Annotated in this window: 15 protein-coding genes; 11 read left to right on the plus strand and 4 right to left on the minus strand. The window is 67.8% G+C overall.

The window, feature by feature from the left end:
- Positions 1-124 precede the first annotated feature (124 nt).
- The 9 genes from ACSFA7_RS18985 (at position 125) to ACSFA7_RS19025 (ending at position 11,778) form a co-directional block, all read left to right on the plus strand.
- Positions 125-2,164: a TonB-dependent receptor gene (locus ACSFA7_RS18985; RefSeq protein WP_435500820.1), complete on the plus strand. Its 2,040-nt coding sequence runs from the start codon at positions 125-127 to the stop codon at positions 2,162-2,164.
- Positions 2,146-2,313 (plus strand): hypothetical protein, encoded by a 168-nt coding sequence (locus ACSFA7_RS18990; RefSeq protein ID WP_435500821.1) that lies wholly within the window; start codon positions 2,146-2,148, stop codon positions 2,311-2,313. The genes ACSFA7_RS18985 and ACSFA7_RS18990 overlap by 19 nt, the downstream gene beginning before the upstream one ends.
- A gap of 14 nt (positions 2,314-2,327) precedes the next feature.
- Positions 2,328-3,866, plus strand: coding sequence for a PepSY domain-containing protein (locus tag ACSFA7_RS18995; protein WP_435500822.1), 1,539 nt, complete (start codon positions 2,328-2,330; stop codon positions 3,864-3,866).
- A 72-nt stretch (positions 3,867-3,938) separates the two neighbouring features.
- Positions 3,939-4,616, plus strand: a complete 678-nt coding sequence (locus ACSFA7_RS19000; protein WP_435500823.1) for an energy-coupling factor ABC transporter permease — start codon at positions 3,939-3,941, stop codon at positions 4,614-4,616.
- Positions 4,617-4,713: 97 nt separating this feature from the next.
- Positions 4,714-5,778 (plus strand): cobalamin biosynthesis protein CobW, encoded by a 1,065-nt coding sequence (gene cobW / locus ACSFA7_RS19005; protein ID WP_435500824.1) that lies wholly within the window; start codon positions 4,714-4,716, stop codon positions 5,776-5,778.
- Positions 5,779-5,782: 4 nt separating this feature from the next.
- Positions 5,783-9,595, plus strand: a complete 3,813-nt coding sequence (gene cobN / locus ACSFA7_RS19010) for a cobaltochelatase subunit CobN (protein WP_435500825.1) — start codon at positions 5,783-5,785, stop codon at positions 9,593-9,595.
- Complete coding sequence (locus tag ACSFA7_RS19015) at positions 9,592-10,668, plus strand: magnesium chelatase ATPase subunit I (protein WP_435500826.1); 1,077 nt, start codon at positions 9,592-9,594, stop codon at positions 10,666-10,668. Before cobN ends, ACSFA7_RS19015 begins: the two co-directional genes overlap by 4 nt.
- A 191-nt stretch (positions 10,669-10,859) precedes the next feature.
- On the plus strand, positions 10,860-11,318 hold the full coding sequence (locus ACSFA7_RS19020) for a vWA domain-containing protein (protein WP_435500827.1): 459 nt from the start codon (positions 10,860-10,862) through the stop codon (positions 11,316-11,318).
- 121 nt (positions 11,319-11,439) lie between these two features.
- Complete coding sequence (locus ACSFA7_RS19025) at positions 11,440-11,778, plus strand: DUF1090 family protein (protein ID WP_435500828.1); 339 nt, start codon at positions 11,440-11,442, stop codon at positions 11,776-11,778.
- Between the two features lie 20 nt (positions 11,779-11,798).
- Here the strand turns inward: ACSFA7_RS19025 and ACSFA7_RS19030 are convergent, their stop codons facing one another.
- The 4 genes from ACSFA7_RS19030 to ACSFA7_RS19045 are packed head-to-tail and all read right to left on the minus strand — an operon-like array spanning position 11,799 to position 15,304.
- The gene (locus ACSFA7_RS19030; RefSeq protein ID WP_435500829.1) at positions 11,799-12,341 is read right to left on the minus strand and encodes an SET domain-containing protein; all 543 of its coding nucleotides are present in this window, start codon (positions 12,339-12,341) and stop codon (positions 11,799-11,801) included.
- Positions 12,342-12,400: 59 nt separating this feature from the next.
- Positions 12,401-13,336, minus strand: coding sequence for an ABC transporter substrate-binding protein (locus ACSFA7_RS19035; protein ID WP_435500830.1), 936 nt, complete (start codon positions 13,334-13,336; stop codon positions 12,401-12,403).
- Positions 13,337-13,358: 22 nt separating this feature from the next.
- Entirely contained in the window at positions 13,359-14,210 is an 852-nt protein-coding gene (locus ACSFA7_RS19040; protein ID WP_435500831.1) for a PA4780 family RIO1-like protein kinase, read from the minus strand.
- Positions 14,207-15,304, minus strand: coding sequence for a GNAT family N-acetyltransferase (locus ACSFA7_RS19045; protein ID WP_435500832.1), 1,098 nt, complete (start codon positions 15,302-15,304; stop codon positions 14,207-14,209). The genes ACSFA7_RS19040 and ACSFA7_RS19045 overlap by 4 nt, the downstream gene beginning before the upstream one ends.
- Positions 15,305-15,650: 346 nt before the next feature.
- Between ACSFA7_RS19045 and ACSFA7_RS19050 the strand changes: the two genes are divergently transcribed.
- Complete coding sequence (locus ACSFA7_RS19050; RefSeq protein WP_435500833.1) at positions 15,651-17,612, plus strand: DUF6891 domain-containing protein; 1,962 nt, start codon at positions 15,651-15,653, stop codon at positions 17,610-17,612.
- Between the two features lie 616 nt (positions 17,613-18,228).
- The gene (tuf, locus tag ACSFA7_RS19055; protein WP_435500834.1) at positions 18,229-19,425 is read left to right on the plus strand and encodes an elongation factor Tu; all 1,197 of its coding nucleotides are present in this window, start codon (positions 18,229-18,231) and stop codon (positions 19,423-19,425) included.
- The last annotated feature ends 61 nt before the right edge of the window (positions 19,426-19,486 follow it).

Below are 19,486 nucleotides of genomic sequence, written 5' to 3' on the forward strand. Positions count from 1 at the left end.
GCGGGAGTGCGGGTCCGGGCATGCCGCCTCGCCCCCGCGCGAACTGGCCTGCCCTCAGCCACCTCCCTCGACGCCCTCATTCGGTCAGGAGCCTGCGGGGACGCAGGTCGCGAGGAGAAGTCACATGGGTCAAGCATCGCCGGCGCGCGATCGCACGGGCGCGCCGTTGCAATGGTCGCGCCTTTCGGGTCTTTCACTGGGCTTGGGACTGGCCTTCGGCTCGGGCGGTGCCTTGGCGCAATCGGATGAGGCGATGGGCAACGGCAGCAACATCAAGAGCCTCGCGCCGGTGCAGGTCGAAGCCAGCCGCCACACACCGCTGGCCATGGACGAGCCGACCCAGACCGGCAGCCGCCTGGGCCTCACGCCGCTGGAAACCCCCGCCAGCATCGAGGTGCTGACCGGCGACGCCATCCGCGCACGCGGCGATGTTTCGGTGGTCGAAGCAGTGACCCGCGCCACCGGCATCACCGGTTCGCCCGGCCCCGGCAACGGCGGCACGGCCCTCGCGGCGCGCGGCTTCACCGGCCACGGCTCGGTGATGCAACTGTTTGACGGCACGCGCCTCTACGCGGGCGCCGGCACCGTCACCTTTCCATTCGACACCTGGTCGGTCGATCGCATCGAGGTGCTGCGCGGCGCGGCGTCGGTGATGTTCGGCGAGGGCGCCATCGGCGGCGCGATCAATGTCGTGCCCAAGAAGCCCACGCGCGGCCCGATTCAGAACGAGGCGCTCGTGACGGCCGGCTCCGACGCCACGCGCCAGGTCGCTTTCGGCAGCGGCGGTGCGATCAACGACATGCTCTCCTACCGCTTCGACATCAGCCATCGCAAGACCGACGGCTTCATGGTGCGCGGCGATGCCGAGAGCCTGGCGGTCGGTGGGGCGGTGCGACTCGATGTGTCGCCGCAACTGCAGTTCACGCTCTCGCACGACGAGGGCCGCCAGTCGCCGCAGCGCTACTACGGGGTGCCGCTCATCAACGGCCGCGTGAGCAGCCTGAACCGCGAGCAGAACTACAACCCCGACGACGCCGAGATCAAGTACCGCGACCGCTGGACCCGCCTGGACGCCCAGTGGACGCCCAGCGACGCCGTCACCGTGCGCAACCAGCTCTACCGCCTGGACAGCAAGCGCCACTGGCGCAACAGCGAGACCTACACCTACAACGCCACCACGCGCCGCGTGACGCGCGGCGACTACCTGGAAATCGGCCACGACCAGGAGCAGGTCGGCAACCGCACCGACGCCACCTTCAGGCATTCGCTGTTCGGCCTGAAGAACCAGGTGCTGGTCGGCTTCGACGCGAACCGCATCGACTTCCTGCACACCAACGACTCGCCCTATGGCGGCCGCTCGGTGGTCGATCCGTTCGTCTTCAACCCCGGCTACTACACCTCGCCCGTGGCCTACACGCCGCGCTACAAGACCAGGACCAGCACCTACGCCTTCTTCGCCGAAGACAAGCTGGCCTTCAACGAGCAGTGGTCGGTGGTGGGCAGCCTGCGCTGGGACCGCGCGAAGGTAGTGCGCACCGACCTGCAGAACGCCGCCAACAACCTTCAGAAAACCTTCGAGTACGCCACCGGCCGCCTTGGCGTGGTGTACGCGCCCGATGCCTCGCAGTCGTTCTACGCCCAGGTGGCGCGTGCGGCCGATCCCTTGACCTCGGTGATCAGCACATCGGCCACGCAGGTTCCGTTCGAGTTGAGCACCGGCAAGCAGGTCGAGGTCGGCTACAAGCGCCAGCTGGCCGAAGGCCGTGGTGCCTGGACCATCGCGGCCTACCGCCTCGAGAAGGACAAGCTGCTCTCGCGTTCCGCGAGCGACCCGACCATCACGCAGCAGGTCGGCAAGCAGTCGTCCGAAGGCATCGAGGCCACGCTCGACCTGGCACTGACCTCCACGCTCAGGCTCGAAGCCAACGTCGCCAAGCTGCGGGCGCGCTATGACGACTTCAACGAGGTCGTCGGCGGTCGCCTGGTTTCGCGCGCCGGCAACACGCCGTTCGGTGTGCCCGAAGAGGCTGCGAACCTCTGGCTCAACTGGCACTTCCTCCCGCAATGGGAGGCCGAATTCGGCGTGCGCTACGTCGGCCCGCGCCAGGCGATGCAGCCAACTCTCGCAAGATCGGCTCGTACACCGTGGCCGACGCGGGCGTGAGCTGGCAGGCGAACCCGTCGCTCAAGCTTGCGTTCCGCGTCTACAACCTGGCCAACCGCACCTACCCGGTGTCGTTCTCGAACAGCGGCAACCAGTGGCTGCTGGGCCGTCCGCGCTCGCTCGAGCTGTCGGCGCTGGTGAACTTCTGAACGGCGCCGCCCTCATGACCACCGCATGGCGCCGCGCCTGGCCCCGCATCCGCCACTGGCTGTACTGGACGCACCGGTGGCTGGGCATCGGCGGCTGCCTGCTGTTCGTGATGTGGTTCGCCTCGGGCGTGGTGATGATGTACGTGGGGTATCCGAACCTCACGGACGAAGAGCGGCTGGCGGGCCTTCGCCCGGTGCGTTTCGAGCAGGCGGTGGTCACGCCATCGGCGGCGCTCGATGCGTTGCCGCAGGCCGCGCGTGCGCAGCCGCCGCGGCGCATGGCGCTGGAGACGCAGGGCGGGGCCGATCCGCTGCCCGTGTGGCGCATCGTTGATTCACACGGTGGGCGGCACGCGGTGTCGGCACGCGATGGCCATGTGCTCGGCGGTGTCGATGCGGCGCAGGCCGAAGCCATCGCCCGCGACTTCTCGGGCCAGCCCGGTGCGCATTGGGCCGAGACGCTGGAGCGCGACCAGTGGACCGTGCCGCAGGGCCTCAACCCATTGCGCCCGCTGCATCGCATCGAGATCGGCGACGCGGCCGGCACCGAGCTCTACGTGTCCTCGCGCACCGGCGAGGTGGTGCGCGACACCACGCGCTCCGAACGCTTCTGGAACTGGCTCGGCTCCGTGCCGCACTGGATCTATTTCACCCCGATTCGCGCCGATCCGCCGCTGTGGCACGACGTGGTGGTGTGGCTGTCGGCTGCCTGCATCGTCTCGGCTGTCACGGGCATCGTGATCGGCATCCTGCGCATCCGCCTGCGCCGGCGCTTTCGCAACGGCGCCGTCACGCCGTACACGGGCTGGATGGCCTGGCATCACATCGCCGGGCTGATCGGCGGCTTCTTTGTGCTGACCTGGATCGTGAGCGGCTGGCTCTCGATGAACCCCAACAACTGGTTCGAGCGCAACCGGGGCGACGCGGCCGCGATGGCGAGCTACACCGGTGCCGGCGCATCGCCGTTCCCATGGCCGCCGACCACGCTGCCAGCGGGCGAGGGCGCCGCGGCTTCGCGCGAGGCGTTGCTGATGTGGTTCGACGGCAAGCCGCTGTTGCAACTGCGCGATGCGCAGGCCCGCGTGCGGGTGGTGGACGCGGTCACAGGTGCACCTGCCTCGATAGCCCGCGAAGACATCGTGCGCGCCGCCGCACGCCTGCGTCCCGGTGCCCACGTGATTCGAACCACGCTGCAGACCCGCGAAGACTTTCACTGGTACGGCCACCACCGCGAGCGCACCGTGCCCATCTGGCGCCTCGAATTCGACGACGTCGCACGCAGCTGGATCTACATCGATCCCTCGAGCGGGCAGGTCGCCGGCAGCAACGACAGCAACGCTCGCCTGCGCCGCTGGCTCTTCAATGCCGCGCACAGCCTCGACTTCCCATGGCTCATCCAATACCGCCCCGCCTGGGACATCGTCGTGTGGCTGCTGTCGATCATCGGCATGGTCACCTCGGCGAGCGGCGTGGTGATCGGCTGGCGCCGGTTGCGGCGCCAGCCCAAGGTGTCGGCCGTGCCGGCAGCACAGCGCGCGCTCCAGCGTTCATGACGGCGCTTGCGTGATCCATCCCATCCACCAACAATCAACTTTCGCACTGCGGTGCATTACAGGAGGTGCTCGATGCACATCGAACCAGGTCTCGTCGACGGATCCAAGATATTCCTCAGCTACGCGACGGCTGCCGCCGCGCTGGCCTACACAGGCAAGGTGGCCTTCGATACCCTCATGAAGGACGGCCCCGCGGCCCTGGCGCTGCGCTCTGCCATCGCCGTGGCGCTGGTGTTCTGCTTCTTCGAAGTGCTGCCGCACCATCCCGTGGGCGTTTCCGAGGTGCACCTGATCCTGGGCACGACGCTTTTGCTGGTGTTTGGGCTCGCGCCCGCGGCCATCGGCCTGGCGGGCGGGTTGCTCATCCAGAGTCTCTTTTTTGAACCGCAGGACCTGCCGCAGTTCGGCATGAACGTCACCACCTTGCTGGTGCCCCTGTTCGCGACGGCCGCGCTGGCGCGGCGGATCATTCCCGACAACGTGGCCTACGTGGACATCAGCTACCAGCAGGCCTTCAAGCTGTCGGTGGCCTACCAGGGCGGCATCGTGGTCTGGGTCGGCTTCTGGGCGCTCTACGGACGCGGCACGGGCCTTGAGAACCTGGGCCAGATCGCCAGCTTCGGCGCGGCCTATATGACCGTCGTGCTGGTCGAGCCGCTGGTAGACCTGGGCGTGCTGGCCGCTGCCAAGGGCTGGCGCCGTCTGCAGGGCACGGTCTTCGTCGAGCGCCGCCTGTACGGCGACATCTGAGCCGAATCCATCGCCACGCACGCCGCAGTGTCCTCGCGGCGCGCTGCGGCATGCCGCCATCCATCTTCGCGCCCAGGCGCTTGAAAGCATCCATTCCATGACACAGAGCAACGCCAAGATCCCCGTCACCATCGTCACGGGCTTCCTCGGCAGCGGCAAGACCACGCTGCTGCGCCATATCCTTGGCAACGCCGAGGGCCGCCGCATCGCGGTGATCGTCAATGAGTTCGGCGAGCTTGGCATCGACGGCGAGATCCTGCGCGGCTGCGGCATCGGCTGCGACGATGAAGGCAACGAGCGCGAAGGCGCGCTGTACGAACTGGCCAACGGCTGCGTCTGCTGCACCGTGCAGGAAGAGTTTCTGCCCGTGATGCTGCAGCTGGCCGAGCGCCGCGGCGACATCGACGCGGTGATCATCGAGACCTCGGGCCTCGCGCTCCCCAAGCCGCTGGTGCAGGCCTTCCAGTGGCCGGACATCGCGAACATCTTCACCGTCGATTCGGTGGTCACCGTGGTCGACGGCCCGGCCGCTGCCTCGGGCCAGTTTGCCGAGAACCCGCAGGAAGTCGATGCGCAGCGCCGCGCCGACCCCAACCTCGACCACGAATCGCCGCTGCACGAACTCTTCGAAGACCAGCTCTCGGCCGCCGACCTCGTGGTGCTCAACAAGACCGACCTGATGGATGACGCCACGCGCGCGCAGGTCGAGGCGCTGGTGCGTGAAGAGCTGCCGCTCGAAGTGAAGATCGTCGCCGCCACCGAAGGCAAGCTGCCGCTCGCGCTGCTGCTGGGCCAGGGCCGCGCGGCGGAAACCACGATCCACCTTCGCGAGAGCCACCACGACCACGAGGAAGACCACGACCACGACGAGTTCGACTCGCTCGTGATCGATCTGCCGCCGGTGGACCGCGAAGGCCTGCTGGCCGCGCTCGCCGCGCTGGTCGAGCAGCACACCATCTACCGCGTGAAGGGCTTCGTCGCGATCCCGGGCAAGCCGATGCGCCTCTTGGTGCAGGGCGTCGGCCGCCGCTTCGACCATCATTTCGACCGCCGCTGGCGCGATGACGAAGCGCAGCGCACGCGCCTCGTGTTCATCGGCGAAGACCTCGATGAGGGCGCGCTGCGCAAGGCACTCGAAGGCGTGGCCGCCGTGCCGGCCTGACCGCATGCACCTGCTGAGCACCCAGCCCGGACGCTTCGTCGAGGACGACAGCGTCGTCACCCGGCTCGACCAGACGCCGGGCGAGATCGTGGTGCTCAGTTCGGCCGACACCACGCTCGCGCTGCTCGCCGCCGCGCGCACCGCGCTGGCGGCCACCGTCCCCGGCTACCCGTCGCTGCGGCTGGCCAACCTCATGTACCTGCGCCAGCCGGCCTCGCTCGACCTGTATGTCGACGAGGTGCTGCAGCATGCGCGCGTGGTGGTGGTCGATCATCTGGGCGCCGAATCGGCCTGGGCCTACGGGTTGCAGCAGCTTGAGAAGCTTGCGAAGCGCAAGGGCCAGCAGCTCGCGATGTTCTCGGGCGACCTGCAGGAAGACGAAGACCTGCTCGCGCGCAGCACCTTGCCGCGCGCCGTGTGTCGCCAGCTCTGGCAATACATGCGCGCGGGCGGCGCGGGCAATGCGATGCAGTTCCTGCGCGCGGTGGCCTTCCATGGCCTCGGCCATGGCGAGGCGCCGCTGCCGCCGCGCAGCCTGCCGCAGGTCGCGCTGCATGTGCCGCGCGGCATGGATGCGGCGCACACCGTCGCCGGCATCGACGATCTGCGCGTCGGGTGGCATGCGGATGCGCCAGTGGTGGCACTTGTTTTCTATCGTTCGCACCTGCTGTCGGGCAACACGGCGGCATTCGATGCGCTCGCAGCCGCGCTGCACGCCGAGGGCTTGAACCCGCTGCCGGTCGCGCTCGATTCGCTGAAAGACCCGCTGTGCCTGTCCGCATTCCGCGGCCTGTGCAGCGAACATGATGTGCAGCTCGTGCTGAACACCACCGCCTTCGCCGCACTGGGGCAGGGCGCACAAGATGACGCAGGCGAAGCCATCGCGCTGGCCGGTGATGCGCCGGTGCTGCAGGTGATCGTGAGTGGCGGCAACCGCGAAGACTGGCTGGCCGACAGCCAGGGCCTGCGCCCGCGCGACATCGCGATGCAGATCGCGCTGCCCGAGATGGACGGCCGCATCATCACGCGTGCCGTGAGCTTCAAGGGCCTGTCGCACCGCTGCGAACTGACGCAGACCGAGGTGGTGAGCTACCAACCCGAACCGGATCGCATCGCCTTCGTGGCCAAGTTGGCGCGGCGCTGGTGCCGGCTGCGCAGCCTGAAGGCAGCCGACAAGCGCATCGCATTGATCCTCGCGAACTACCCCGGCAGCGAAGGGCGCATCGGAAGCGGCGTTGGGCTCGATACGCCGGCTTCGGTGATCGCCATCCTGCGTTCGATGCAGGCCGAGGGCTACGCGCTCGGCGATGCCATCCCGGCCGATGGCGATGCGCTGATGCAGAAGCTGCAGGAAGGCATCGCGAACGATCCGGCCCAATGGTCCGCGCGCCCCGCGTGGCAGAGCTACGCGCTCGCCGACTACCGCGCGCGGCTCGCCGACTTGCCCGAAGGCATGGCCGCCGCCATCGATGCGCGATGGGGCACGCCTGAGCAAGATCCGATGCTGCGGCAGGACCGATTCATGATCGCCGGCCTGCGATTGGGTCATGTGTTCGTCGGCATCCAGCCCGCACGCGCACTCGGCACCCTGGGCACGGCCGACTACGCGAGCTACCACGACGCCGAACTGGTGCCGCCGCACAGCTACCTCGCTTTCTACTTCTGGCTGCGCGATGCCTTCGCCATCGATGCGGTCGTGCATGTCGGCAAGCACGGCAACCTCGAATGGCTGCCGGGCAAGAGCATCGCGCTCGCGCAGACCTGCTGGCCCGATGCGATCCTCGGGCCGCTGCCCAACGTCTACCCCTTCATCGTCAACGACCCGGGCGAGGGCGCGCAGGCCAAGCGGCGCACGCAGGCCGTGATCGTCGATCACCTGATGCCTCCGCTCACGCGCGCCGAGAACCACGGGCCGATGCAAGACCTGGAGCGTCAGGTCGACGAGTACTACGACGCGCTGCTGGTCGATGCGCGCCGCGCGAAGGTGCTGCGCGCACAGATCCTCGCGGCCGTGCGGGCGCAACATCTGGTCGAGGAACTGGGCATGCCGGGCGCGGAAGACGATGCGGTGCTCGCGCGCGTCGATGCGTACCTGTGCGAGCTCAAGGAAACGCAGATTCGCGACGGGCTGCATGTGTTCGGCGCTTCACCCGAGGCGCGCTTGCGGCGCGACACGCTGCTCGCGCTCGCGCGCTATCCGTCCGCCGACGGCATGGGGGCGAATGCCGGGCTGCTGGGCGCGTTGGCGCAGGATCTGCTGCCGGGCGAGGCTTTCGACCCGCTCGATATCGACGCGGCCAAGCCGTGGCAAGGCGCACGGCCGGCGTTGCTGCAATCGGTGAGCGCCGATGCGTGGCGGCATCACGGTGACACGCGCGAGCGGCTGGAGCTTCTTGCACAGCGCCTGATGGAAGAGAACGCTTGCCCACCCGACATGCCGCAGACGGCAGCCGTGATGAGCCGCATTGAGCGAACCCTTGCCCCCGCGCTCGACGCCTGCGGTCCGCACGAGCTGCACCAGCTTTCGCGCGCACTGCAGGGCCGCTTCGTGCCACCCGGACCGAGCGGTTCGCCCTCGCGGGGCCGACCCGATGTGCTGCCGACCGGCCGCAACTTCTACGCGGTCGATACGCGCGCCATCCCCACGCCCACCGCCTGGATGCTCGGCCTCAAGTCCGCCGCGCAGTTGGTCGAGCGCCATCTGCAGGAGCACGGCGACTACCCTGTGGCGCTGGGCCTGTCGGTCTGGGGCACCGCCACGATGCGCACCGGCGGCGACGACCTCGCACAAGCCTTCGCGTTGATCGGCGTGCGGCCCAAGTGGGCGCCCGGCAGCCAGCGCGTGGTCGATTTCGAGGTGCTGCCCACGGTGGGGCTCGGGCGTCCGCGCATCGACGTGACGCTGCGCATCTCGGGGTTCTTTCGCGATGCCTTTCCCAATGCCGTGCAGATGTTCGACGCCGCGGTGCAGGCCGTCGCATCGCAGGAAGACGAAGACGCCGAGCGCAACCCGATCCGTGCCCGCATCCTTCGCGAAAGCGCTGCGCTCGAAGCAGAAGGCCTCGCCCCCGAGGCCGCGCGCATGCAGGCCGGCTGGCGCGTGTTCGGCTCCGCGCCGGGCAGCTACGGCTCCGGCCTGCAGCCGCTGTTTGACCACGGCGACTGGCAGACCGACAACGACCTCTCCAACGCCTATGTCGGCGGCAGCGCACACGCCTACGGGCAGGGCAGCGACGGCGTGCCCGCAACCGATGCGCTGGTGCGGCGCCTGCGCGCCATGAACGTCGTCCTGCAGAACCAGGACAGCCGCGAGCACGACCTGCTCGACTCCAACGACTACTACCAGTTCCAGGGCGGCATGGCCGCCGCCGTGCGCCACTTGAGCGGCCAGCAGCCGGCGATGTACCACGGCGACCACGGCAACCCGCAGGCGCCGCGCGTGCGCACGCTGAAGGAAGAAATCAGCCGTGTGATCCGCGCGCGTGTGGTCAACCCCAAATGGATCGATGGCGTCAAGCGTCATGGTTACAAGGGCGCCTTCGAGATGGCCGCGACGGTGGACTACCTCTTCGGCTTCGACGCTACCGCGCGCGTGGTCGGCGACCACCAGTACGCGATGGTGGCCGATGCCTACGTGCTCGACGCCGACACCCGCGATTTCGTGAACGAACACAATCCGCGTGCGCTGCACGACATGCTGAGCCGCCTGCTCGAAGCCATGCGGCGCGGCCTGTGGCAGTCGCCCGGCGACTACCAGACCCAGCTAGAAAACCTGCTGCTCGACCAGGAGCAGCAGATGGAAGGAACGCTCCCATGACCACTGCCGCGCCCATGCCGGTGCCTTTTCCCTTCGCCGCGATCGCGGGCCAGCCGCACTTGCGCCAGGCGCTGCTGCTGGCCGCAGTCGATCCGGGGCTGGGTGGTGTGCTGATCGAAGGCCCACGCGGCACGGCCAAGACCACCGCGGCGCGGGCGCTGGCCGAACTGCTGCCAGGCGCGCCATTCGTCACGTTGCCGCTGGGTGCGAGCCTCGAAAGCCTCGTGGGCACGCTCGACCTCGGCCAGGCGCTCGCAGGCCACGAACTCAAGTTCGCGCCCGGCCTGCTGGCACGCGCAAACGGCGGCGTGCTGTATGTGGATGAGATCAATCTGCTGCCCGATGCGTTGATCGATTCGCTGCTCGATGCAGCGGCCAGCGGCGTCAACGTGGTGGAGCGCGACGGCATCTCGCACCGGCATGCGGCGCGCTTCGTGCTGGTCGGCACGATGAACCCGGAGGAGGGCACGCTGCGCCCGCAACTGCTCGACCGGTTCGGGCTGTGCGTGCAGCTGCGCAACATCGAGGATGCGGCCGAGCGACAGGCCATCGTGCGTGCGCGGCTGGCGTTCGACGCCGATCCGCAGGGCTTTCGTGCGAAGCATGCGCAGGCCGAGGCCGAGTTGGCCGCGGCGCTCGTCACGGCCCGCGCTGCCGTGGCGGATGCATCGGCGTTGCCGTACAGCGATGAAGTGCATGAAGCCGTCGGCGCACTGTGCATCGCATCACAGGTCGACGGCTTGCGCGCCGACCTCGTGATGCTGCGTTCGGCGCGCGCGCTCGCAGCCTGGGAGGGGGCGGTCGCCATCACCGCCGACCATGTGCGGCGCGTGGCCGAAGCCGTGCTGCTGCATCGGCGCAAGCCGGAAGCCGAAGGTGCGGCAGCCGCGTCGGCACCTGTCACCCCAAGCACCCAACGTGCGCCGAGCACGAGCGGCGCAGGCCAGAACAACACAGGCGACCAGGACTGGGGCGCCATGCCGCCCGAGCCCGTCGGCATCGAACGCGTCAAGCCGCTGCGCCCGCTGATCCCTTCGCAATCCGCACAGCAGGCCACCCCAAAAAAAGCCTGAGCCTCCGGGACGCCGCACCCGCTGGCGCACGCCAGGGCGACTGGAGGCAGGGCAGGCAAAGGGACGCATGGCACGGCGCCGCATCGCCGGGCGCCGCACTCGACTGGCCGCGCACGCTGGCGAACCGCGGCGCCGACACGCTGCGCGCGGAGCACCTGCGCCGCCGTCCGCTGCAGGCCCGCAGCGGCGCGTTGCACTGCTTCCTGCTCGACTGCTCCGCTTCGATGCGCAACGACGGCAATCTCGCGCGCGCCAAGGGCCTGCTGCTGTCGCTGATGGAAGAGGCCTACCAGCGGCGCGACCATGTGGCGCTGCTGTGCTTTGCCGGCGAAGTGGTCGAACTGCGCCTGTCGCCGCGCCGCGCCAGCGCCTGGAACGACGATTGGATCGCGCCCATTGCGGCCGGTGGCGGCACACCGCTCGCGCTCGGCGTGCAGCGCGCGGACCAATTGCTCATGCGCAGTGCGGCCCGTCAGCGCTGGCTGTGGCTGCTGACCGATGGCCGCAGCAGCGAGAGCCCCGCGCGGCCCGAAGCGGCCGACTTTGCCTGCGTAGTCGATTTCGAAGCTGCGCGCGTGCCGTTGCATCGGGCGCAGCAGCTCGCGGTGCGATGGCAGGCGCGTTACCTTGCCGCGGAACGGTCCGCGTGAATCACAAGAAACGCTGATGCGCCTCGCACGGTGCCGACTGACTGATCGAGATCAAGTGCATGGCCCGCACGGCATAGGGCCGAGCACCCCCAACACCGGGTGTTTCGGGTACCTTCGCGGCATGCGCTTCAAACCCTGCTTCCTGGCCCTTGCATGGGCCCTGGCCACGCCCGCCTTCGCACAGACGGCGCCGCCCGAGCCGCTGGATGCGGCCGACTGCAAGGCGCAGGAAGCGGTGCTCGAGCGCGACATGGCGCTCGCCCGCTCCCGCGGACAGATGCTGCGTCGGCGCGAACTCGGCGAGGAACTGGCCGCACTCCAGACACGCTGCGTGGCGCTTGCGCCCGCGCAGGGCCGCGCGGCGCGCATCGAGAAACTGGAGCAGGAGATCCGCACGCTTCGCGCGGAGCTCGAACGGGCCGAGGAGCAACTTCGAAGCCTCAAGGCCGAGTCGCACTGAAAACTGGAAGGGGCTTCAGCTCACCACGGCAGGTCGCTGAACGGCGATGGCTTGGTGGGCGCGGCGTCTGGCTGGCCGTCTTTCTCCGCTGTGCTGTCCACCGGCGCCAGCATCGTCCCGCGGCAGTTCGGCGAACCGCAATGGCAGGGGTACTTCGACGGCGGCGAGCCGTCGTCCGCTGTCAGCGAATAGTCGATGAACAACTCGTCGCCCGCATTCACGGCCACGAGCGTCTGGAACTTCAGCACCATCTCGCCGGCTTCGTCGTACTCCTCGACGGCCTCGCAGTTCGGCTCGCAGGCGTGGTTCAGGTGCCGGGTGCCGTTGCCGCCCTTGGCGCCGTCGATGGTCTCGTGGTTCGACAGCGTGAACAGGTAGGTGAGCTGGTCGTCCCAGACCTTGGCGGCGATTTCCTCCTTCGTGTAGCGGCGGCCTTCGTAGAGACCCAGAAACGCCTCCGCGGGCAGGTCGCGGGTCGCAAAGGCGCCCAGGCCGTGGATGCCGCTCGGGCCGACGCGGATGAACGGGGTGGAAGACGTGGACTGCTTGGGGCGGGATTTCATGAAGCGACGGTGGGACGGGGGGTATCGGGGGGGCGGGAACGGGGCGAAGGCCAACCGCCTCAGCGCGGCGGATTGCCCAGCGAGGCGAGGCAGTTCACGATGGCATCGGCCGCTTCATCCAGCCGCGGGCCGGGACGCATCATCAGGTCGAAGCGCGCCGAGGCGAAGCTGCAGACGCGCCCCCGCTGGATGGCGGCCATGGCCGACCAGCCGGGCCGCGAAGCCATCGTGGAGATTTCGCCGAGCACCGAGACCATCAGCACGTCCGGGTCGGCGCGCACCACGAATTCGGGGCTCATCCTGGGGAACGGCCCGAGCGTGCCCGGCACCGCATTGGCCAGACCCAGGCGCGCGAGCGTCTCGCCGATGAATGAGCTTTCGCTCGCTGCGGCCACGCCGCCATGCACCTCGAAATAAACGCGCCGCCCCTGCCAGCCCAGCGGCACACGAGCCCGGGCCGCATGGAGCCGGGCATCGAGCCCGCGCCAGAAGGCTTCGCCCGCGCCGGGCTTGCCGGTGGCGCGCGCCACCGTCTCCATCACCCGCCGCATGTCGGCATGGGTCTTGGCGTCGAGCGCCAGCACCTTGATGCCCAGCCGCTCCAGCGGTTCGGCGGCGCGGCTGCGCGGGCGCAGGAGCACGAGGTCGGGCTTGAGCGCGACGATGCGCTCGATGTTCGCGTCGTCGATGCCGCCGACCTGCGGCAGGCCCTTCACCTGCAGAGGCCAGTTGGCGTGGCGGTCGATGCCCACCAGCCGGTCGCAGGCGTCGAGTGCGCAGACCGTTTCGGTGAGCGAAGGCATCAGCGAGACGATGCGTTTGGCGGGCGCCTGCAGTTCGAGCGTGGTGCCGCGATCGTCCTCCAGGCGAATGCTGGCGGCATGCGCCGCCGAGCCGACGCCCAGCGCCACGAAGGCCGCGGCCCTGGCGATCTGGCGGACAGCGGTGACCGCGGTTGAAAAAGGCTGGGGCTGGGGCAGGGCGTTGGAAGTCATCGGAGCGGGCGTGATCGGCCCGCTATTGTCGCGGCGTCTGCATCCGCAGCAGCCGCGCCGCTTCTTCCGCGCGCGCATCGTCCACCTCTCGCAGCACGTTGCTCAGATCGACCGGGCCGGTCTCGCGCACGAAGGTGCCCGTGAGCTCCGTTTCGGGCCGCAGCAGGCCACGCTCGTAGAGCTGCCAGATCTCGTCGCCGTAGTGCGTCTTCAGCAGTGCGGGTTCGAACTGGCCGAAGAAGTTGCGCAGGTTCTCCACGTCGCGCAGCAGCATGCGCTTGGCGTGGTTGTTGCCCGCGGCGTCCACGGCCTGTGGCAGATCGATGATCACCGGGCCGTCTTCGGCCAGCAGCACGTTGAACTCCGAGAGGTCGCCGTGCACCACGCCCGCGCACAGCATGCGCATCACCTCGCGCAGCAGGCTCGCGTGGTGCCGCAGCGCGTCTTCGGGCGAGAAGGCCACATCGTTCAGGCGCGGGGCAGCGTCGCCGTTGGCGTCGGTCACCAGGTCCATCAGCAGCACGCCTTCGAGGAAGTTGTGCGGCGTGGGCACCCGCACACCGGCCGCGGCCAGGCGGTAGAGCGCATCGACCTCGGCGCTCTGCCAGATGGCCTCGGTCACCTGGCGGCCGAATTTCGTGCCCTTGGCCATGGCGCGCGCCTCGCGGGTGTTCTTGACGCGGCGGTTCTCGGTGTAGTCGACGGCCTGGCGGAAGCTGCGCTTGTCGGCCTCCTTGTAGACCTTGGCGCAGCGCGTTTCCTCGCCGCAGCGCACCACGTAGACCATGGCTTCCTTGCCGCTCATGAGCTGGCGCACGACGGTGTCGATCAGGCCTTCGTCCACGAGGGTCTGCAGTCTCTGGGGTGTCTTCATGTGTGCGCCTCCCGCGAAGCCAGTCGGCGGGTCGAGAGGAAGGCCCTCAGGCTTTCCGTGCCGATCTGGTAGGCCCCATCATGCCTGTGCGGGGCAAAGCCCAACTGGCGGTTGATGGCGAGCATGGGCGCGTTGACCTCCGCGTTCTGCGTGACGGCCATCACCACCCCGGGGTGGCGCTCCCGCACCAGCTGCAGCATCACTGCCTTCACACCCTTGGCCAGGCCCTTGCCGCGCCAGCTGCGGGCCACGGCGGTGAGGCGCTGGAACATGCGGTCGGGGTAGAGCCGGTTCCAGCTCGCATCGCACACCGCGGCCACTTCCTCGCCGTCGAGCAACAGCACGAGGAAGTGCTCGCCGCCGCGGCGATCGATCTCGGCGTACCAGGCACGGAAGTCCTCCAGCTCGAAGCGCATGGGCGCGCGGGCGAGGCCGGTGGTGGGCGCGTCTTCGAGCAGCGCCGAGAGCGGCGTCATCAGCGTGGCAAGGCGCTCGAAGGGCACGCGGCCTGCGTGGATCTCCAGGCGCAGTCCGTGCGCAGGCGCGAGCGCTTTGGTGCGCCAGCGGGCAAGCGCACCCTCGTCGAGGCTGGCGAAGGCCATGCGGTTTTCCATGCTGCGATGTTTTTCGAACGCACCGATGGCTGCAAGGAATGCGTGGCTCTCGGGCAGGTGGACGTTGAAGGTGGCGGTGGTCTTGCCACGCGTGTCCATCAACGCCAGCAGCTCTCGCAACAGAAGGCTGCCGACGCCTTGCCGCCTGTGAGATTGCCGCACGCCGCCCGAGACATTGACGAAGGGCGCATGGGCTTCGTAGTCGAGCGTGCCTTCGCGGCGCAGGCCCATGTTGATGTTGCCCACGACGTGACCCTCTGCGTCGTGCGCAAGGATGCGATGCGTGATGTGCAAGGGCGTGTGTTGCCGGATGTTCTGCTTTGCGTGGATATCGCTGGGCAGGGGGTCGCCCGGAAAATCTTCTTCGTTGCGAAGACGCCAGTGGGCAAGGTAGTGCGCCCAGGTTGCGGCGGATGCCTGCTGGGGATCGAAATAGGAAGTCACGAAATGCCGCGCGTCGGCGGCACGGGTTTCAAGCATGCTTGGCCTTGATTCGAAAAAGGAACGGATCGCGCGCGGCACGCACATGCGTGCCGGCGGCGGTGTTTGAATCGGGCGGTTTGTCGCGGCAGGAGGCCGCGATGATCGAACTGGCGATGCCCTCAGGGGCAAGCGCTGCGCAGTGGACGCGTCAGCAGCAGTTCTGGAACGACCCGACAACAAACCGTAGAGGGGTGGGGGAATGAATAGCAGTGTCTTCCATCGCGCACCTCCGGTCTGTGTTGTGGATCGAGGCGTCGAATGTAGCGAGGTTCGCGCGGCCTGTGAAGTGCCATGTGGTGCCATGTGCCTGCGGCAGAATCCAAAAACCAACACAGGGAGTGCCATGAACCCGAAGAAGATTTTCGAGGCCGCGGACCAGGCCGATGTCGAGACCGTGCGCGCATGCATCGCGGCGGGGGCCGACATGGCCGCAGTGAACAAGCAGGGCTTTACTGCGTTGCAATGCGCCGCAACGGGGTCGAACGAGGCCGAGGTCGAAGCGAACCTGGCGGTGCTGCGGCTGTTGATCGATGCCGGCAGCCCCTTGGAGTACAAGAGCGCCGATGGCCGCACCGCGCTCTATCTTGCGGCCGAATTTGCGCCGACAGTGGATGCGGTGCAGTTGCTCATCGATGCCGGCGCGAAGGCCGACATCAGCGACGGCCACGGCAATCACATTACCGAGAACGCGATGATGGAAGAGGTGGTCGAGCTGCTTGCACGCGTGACTGGCAGACCGGTTCCCGAAGCACCGCCGCCCGAACCCGATCCCGTGAAGATGACGACCGCTCAATGGCGCGTCGCCAAGGCGAGGATCGACGAGGTCTTCGACGCGTTGACGAAGGCTGGGCTCGTCACGCTGCAGGATGCGGGGCAGACGCAATCCGATGGTTTTTCCGATTGCTCCGAGGCATTTCGCGAGCGCGGCGGCGAGGCGGCCGGCGTGCACGGCTTCTGCTTCTACACGCGGCAGGACCTGAATCGCGCGAAAAGCTCCAGCCAGCTGTCGCTCGCGTTCTGGGGCGCGCCGGAGGGTGCGGATGCCGACATGCTGCGCGTCGGCGAACTCATCGTCGAACACTTCCGCAAGGCGGGCTTCGAGGTGCGGTGGAACGGGGCGGCGTCAATGCGGCCGGAGGTCGATCTGCGGCAGGTGAGTTCGCAGGCAGCGGCGCCGCCGGCCAAGGCGGAATCCTCTGTTGCGTCCGCTGAGAAATCTCCCGGTGAACCGGGGGCGCAATCGAGCTTTCTCTACTTCACAGGCCAGGGCTCCGACAAGGTCTACCAGGTCCACCTGCGCCCGAAGGACGAGGGCTGGGTGGTCGACTATGGCAACGGGCGCCGCGGCGGCACGCTCGCCACCGGCACCAAGACCAGCAGCCCCGTCGCTTTCGAGGCCGCGCTGAAGATCTACGAAAAGGTCGTGAAGGAAAAGACCTCCAAGGGCTACACGCCGGACCAGTCGGGCGCGCTCTACACCTCGACCGACCTCGCAGGCCGCATCAGCGGCGAGCTGCCGCAGCTACCCACATTGATCCTCGAAGAACAGGTGGCGCGCTACTTCGACGACGCCGGCTGGGGCCTGCAGGAAAAGGCCGATGGCGAGAACCGCATCCTGTTGATCGAGGGCGAGACGGTGCGCGGCACCAATCGCCGTGGGCTCTTCGTCGACATCCCACAGGCCTGGGTGGGTGGGGCTGGCGTTCCGGCGGGCCGCACCGTCATCGCGGGCGAGCATGTGGGCGATGTCTTCAAGGCCTTCGACCTGCTGGAGCTCGATGGCCGGGACCTGCGCAGCGCACCTTTCATCGAACGCTTCGGCCATCTGCAGAAGGCAGCCGGAAGCCTGCCGTGGATGGTGGTGCTCGGCCTCGAAACCACCGCCAAAGGCAAGCGCCGCCGCGCCGCGGAACTGCTGGCCGCGCACGGCGAAGGCTATGTGCTCAAAGCGCTCGCCGCGCCGTTCGCGGCAGGGCGCAGCACCACCAGCCTGAAGTTCAAGTTCAACCAGAGCGCGACCTGCGAGGTGATTCGCGTGAACGCGCAGCGCTCGGTCGCCGTCGGGCTGCGCGACGAAGCCGGCGCGATGGTCGACATGGGCAACGTGACCGTGCCGCCGAACGAAGCACTGCCGGCTGCGGGCACGCTGGTCGAGGTGCGCTATCTCTACCGCTATGCGGGTGGCAAGTTCGAGCAGCCGGTCTACAAAGGGCAGCGGCCGGACATGATGGCAGAGGATGCGGTGCTGTCGCAAGTGACGCGGGTCAAGGATCGCGGTGCAGCATTGGATGACGAGGTGGTTTGAATCAAAGCGCCGGACAGCCATTGCGGCGCGCGTGCAACGCTCGTGTTGCCGGCTCGTTGTAGAGGTGTTAGCCTCCGCTCCCCCAAAGATCAACCATCACGCTGCGGTCAATAACCAACCCACCGCACGAGAGACCCATGAAGCAATTCCCGACCATGCAAGAAGCATCGACGACCCGCGCAGCCGCGGCGTTTTCGCTGCGCGCTTTTTTTGCTGAATTGCTGTCCTAGAGCCTTTCCACCTGGAGGCCCGGCCTCCTGAGTTTCACAAGACCCGGTAGGCCTCGAGCCACCGGGTTTTTTGTTTTGTGCCCGCTCACCTGGAGACCTGGAAATGAGCCCCGAACGAGAACTTCTTCTTTCCGCCGCACGCGCTGCCAGCGCAGTGCTGTGCGTCAACTCCGTGGAGTGGTTCGTGTAGAGCCTCCAGGCCCTTGTGCGCCTGGAGGTCCATCCTTCAGGCAAGAAAAAAGCCTGTCGGGTGGTCCACCCCGGCAGGTTTTTTTTCGTCCGCATGGCGGGCATCGCGAGTTTGGCGCGCGCGCCGACAACCCGCCGAGAGGTTCGCCTGGCCAGCGAATCGAATCGGTTTTCTTGACTCTCAAACTGGAGAAAAAATGATGAACAACAAGGTTCATGTGAACGTCGGAACCATCGGTCACGTCGACCATGGCAAAACGACGCTGACGGCTGCTCTTACCTTCGTGCAGGCTGCACGTACTGGCGGCCGTGCGCTGTCCTATGGGCAGATCGACAACGCGAAGGAAGAGCGCGAACGCGGCATCACGATCAACGCCTCGCACGTCGAGTACGAGTCGGACGGTCGCCACTATGCGCACATCGACTGCCCCGGGCATGCCGACTACATCAAGAACATGATCACCGGCGCCTCGCAGATGGACGGCGCGATCCTGCTGGTGGACGGCACCGAAGGCGCCGCACGGCAGACCATCGAGCATGTGCTGCTGGCACGCCAGGTGAACGTCGGCCACATGGTGGTGTTCGTGAACAAGATGGATCTCGTGGCCGGGGGCGACCGTGCGGAGATCGAAGAGCTGATCGAGATGGAGATCGGCGCGCTGCTGGCTGCGCACGGATACCACGATGCCTGCTTCGTTTTCGGCAGTGCGCTGAAAGCCCTGGCCGCCGCCGAACGCGGCGACCTCGAAGGGGCCGAGGTGCAATGCATCGTCGAACTCGTGAACGCGCTGGACTCGTGCATTCCTGATCCGGTGCGCGACTACGACGCACCGTTCATGATGCCCGTCGAGGGCGTGCACACCATCGCGGGCCGCGGCACCGTGATCAGCGGGCGTGTCGAGCGCGGCGTGATCCGCGTCGGTGACAGCCTGGAGATCGTCGGGCTCATCTCGGCGGGCGACGAGAAGGTGGTCGTTACCGGCGTGCAGTCCTTTCACAAGGACGTCGCCGAGGCGCGTGCCGGCATGAACGTCGGCCTGCTGCTGCGCGGGGTCAAGCGCGACGATGTCGTGCGAGGCCAGGTGGTTGTGAAGCCCGGTGCGCTGAAGCCGTACCGGACGGGGCGTGCGCAGATCTTCGTTCTGAGCAAGGACGAAGGCGGTCGCCATACCCCGTTCGGCTCCGGCTACCAGCCGCAGTTCTTCTTCGGCACGACCGATGTGACGGGTGTCATTCGCGTCGACACCGAGACCGGTGTGGTCGAGCCGGGTGCGCAGGCGCAGATCCGCTTCGAGCTGAACAAGCCCGTGGCCATCGAGAACGGCATGCGGTTCGCGATGCGTGAAGGCGGCAAGACCGTCGGCGCGGGCATCGTGACCGAGGTGCTCGGCTGAAGGGCTGATTCGGCACTTTCCCCTGCCGCCTGCTTGTCGGGCGGCAGGGTTTTTTTGGCCC

Source organism: Variovorax trehalosi, assembly GCF_051216415.1.
GTDB lineage: Bacteria > Pseudomonadota > Gammaproteobacteria > Burkholderiales > Burkholderiaceae_C > Variovorax.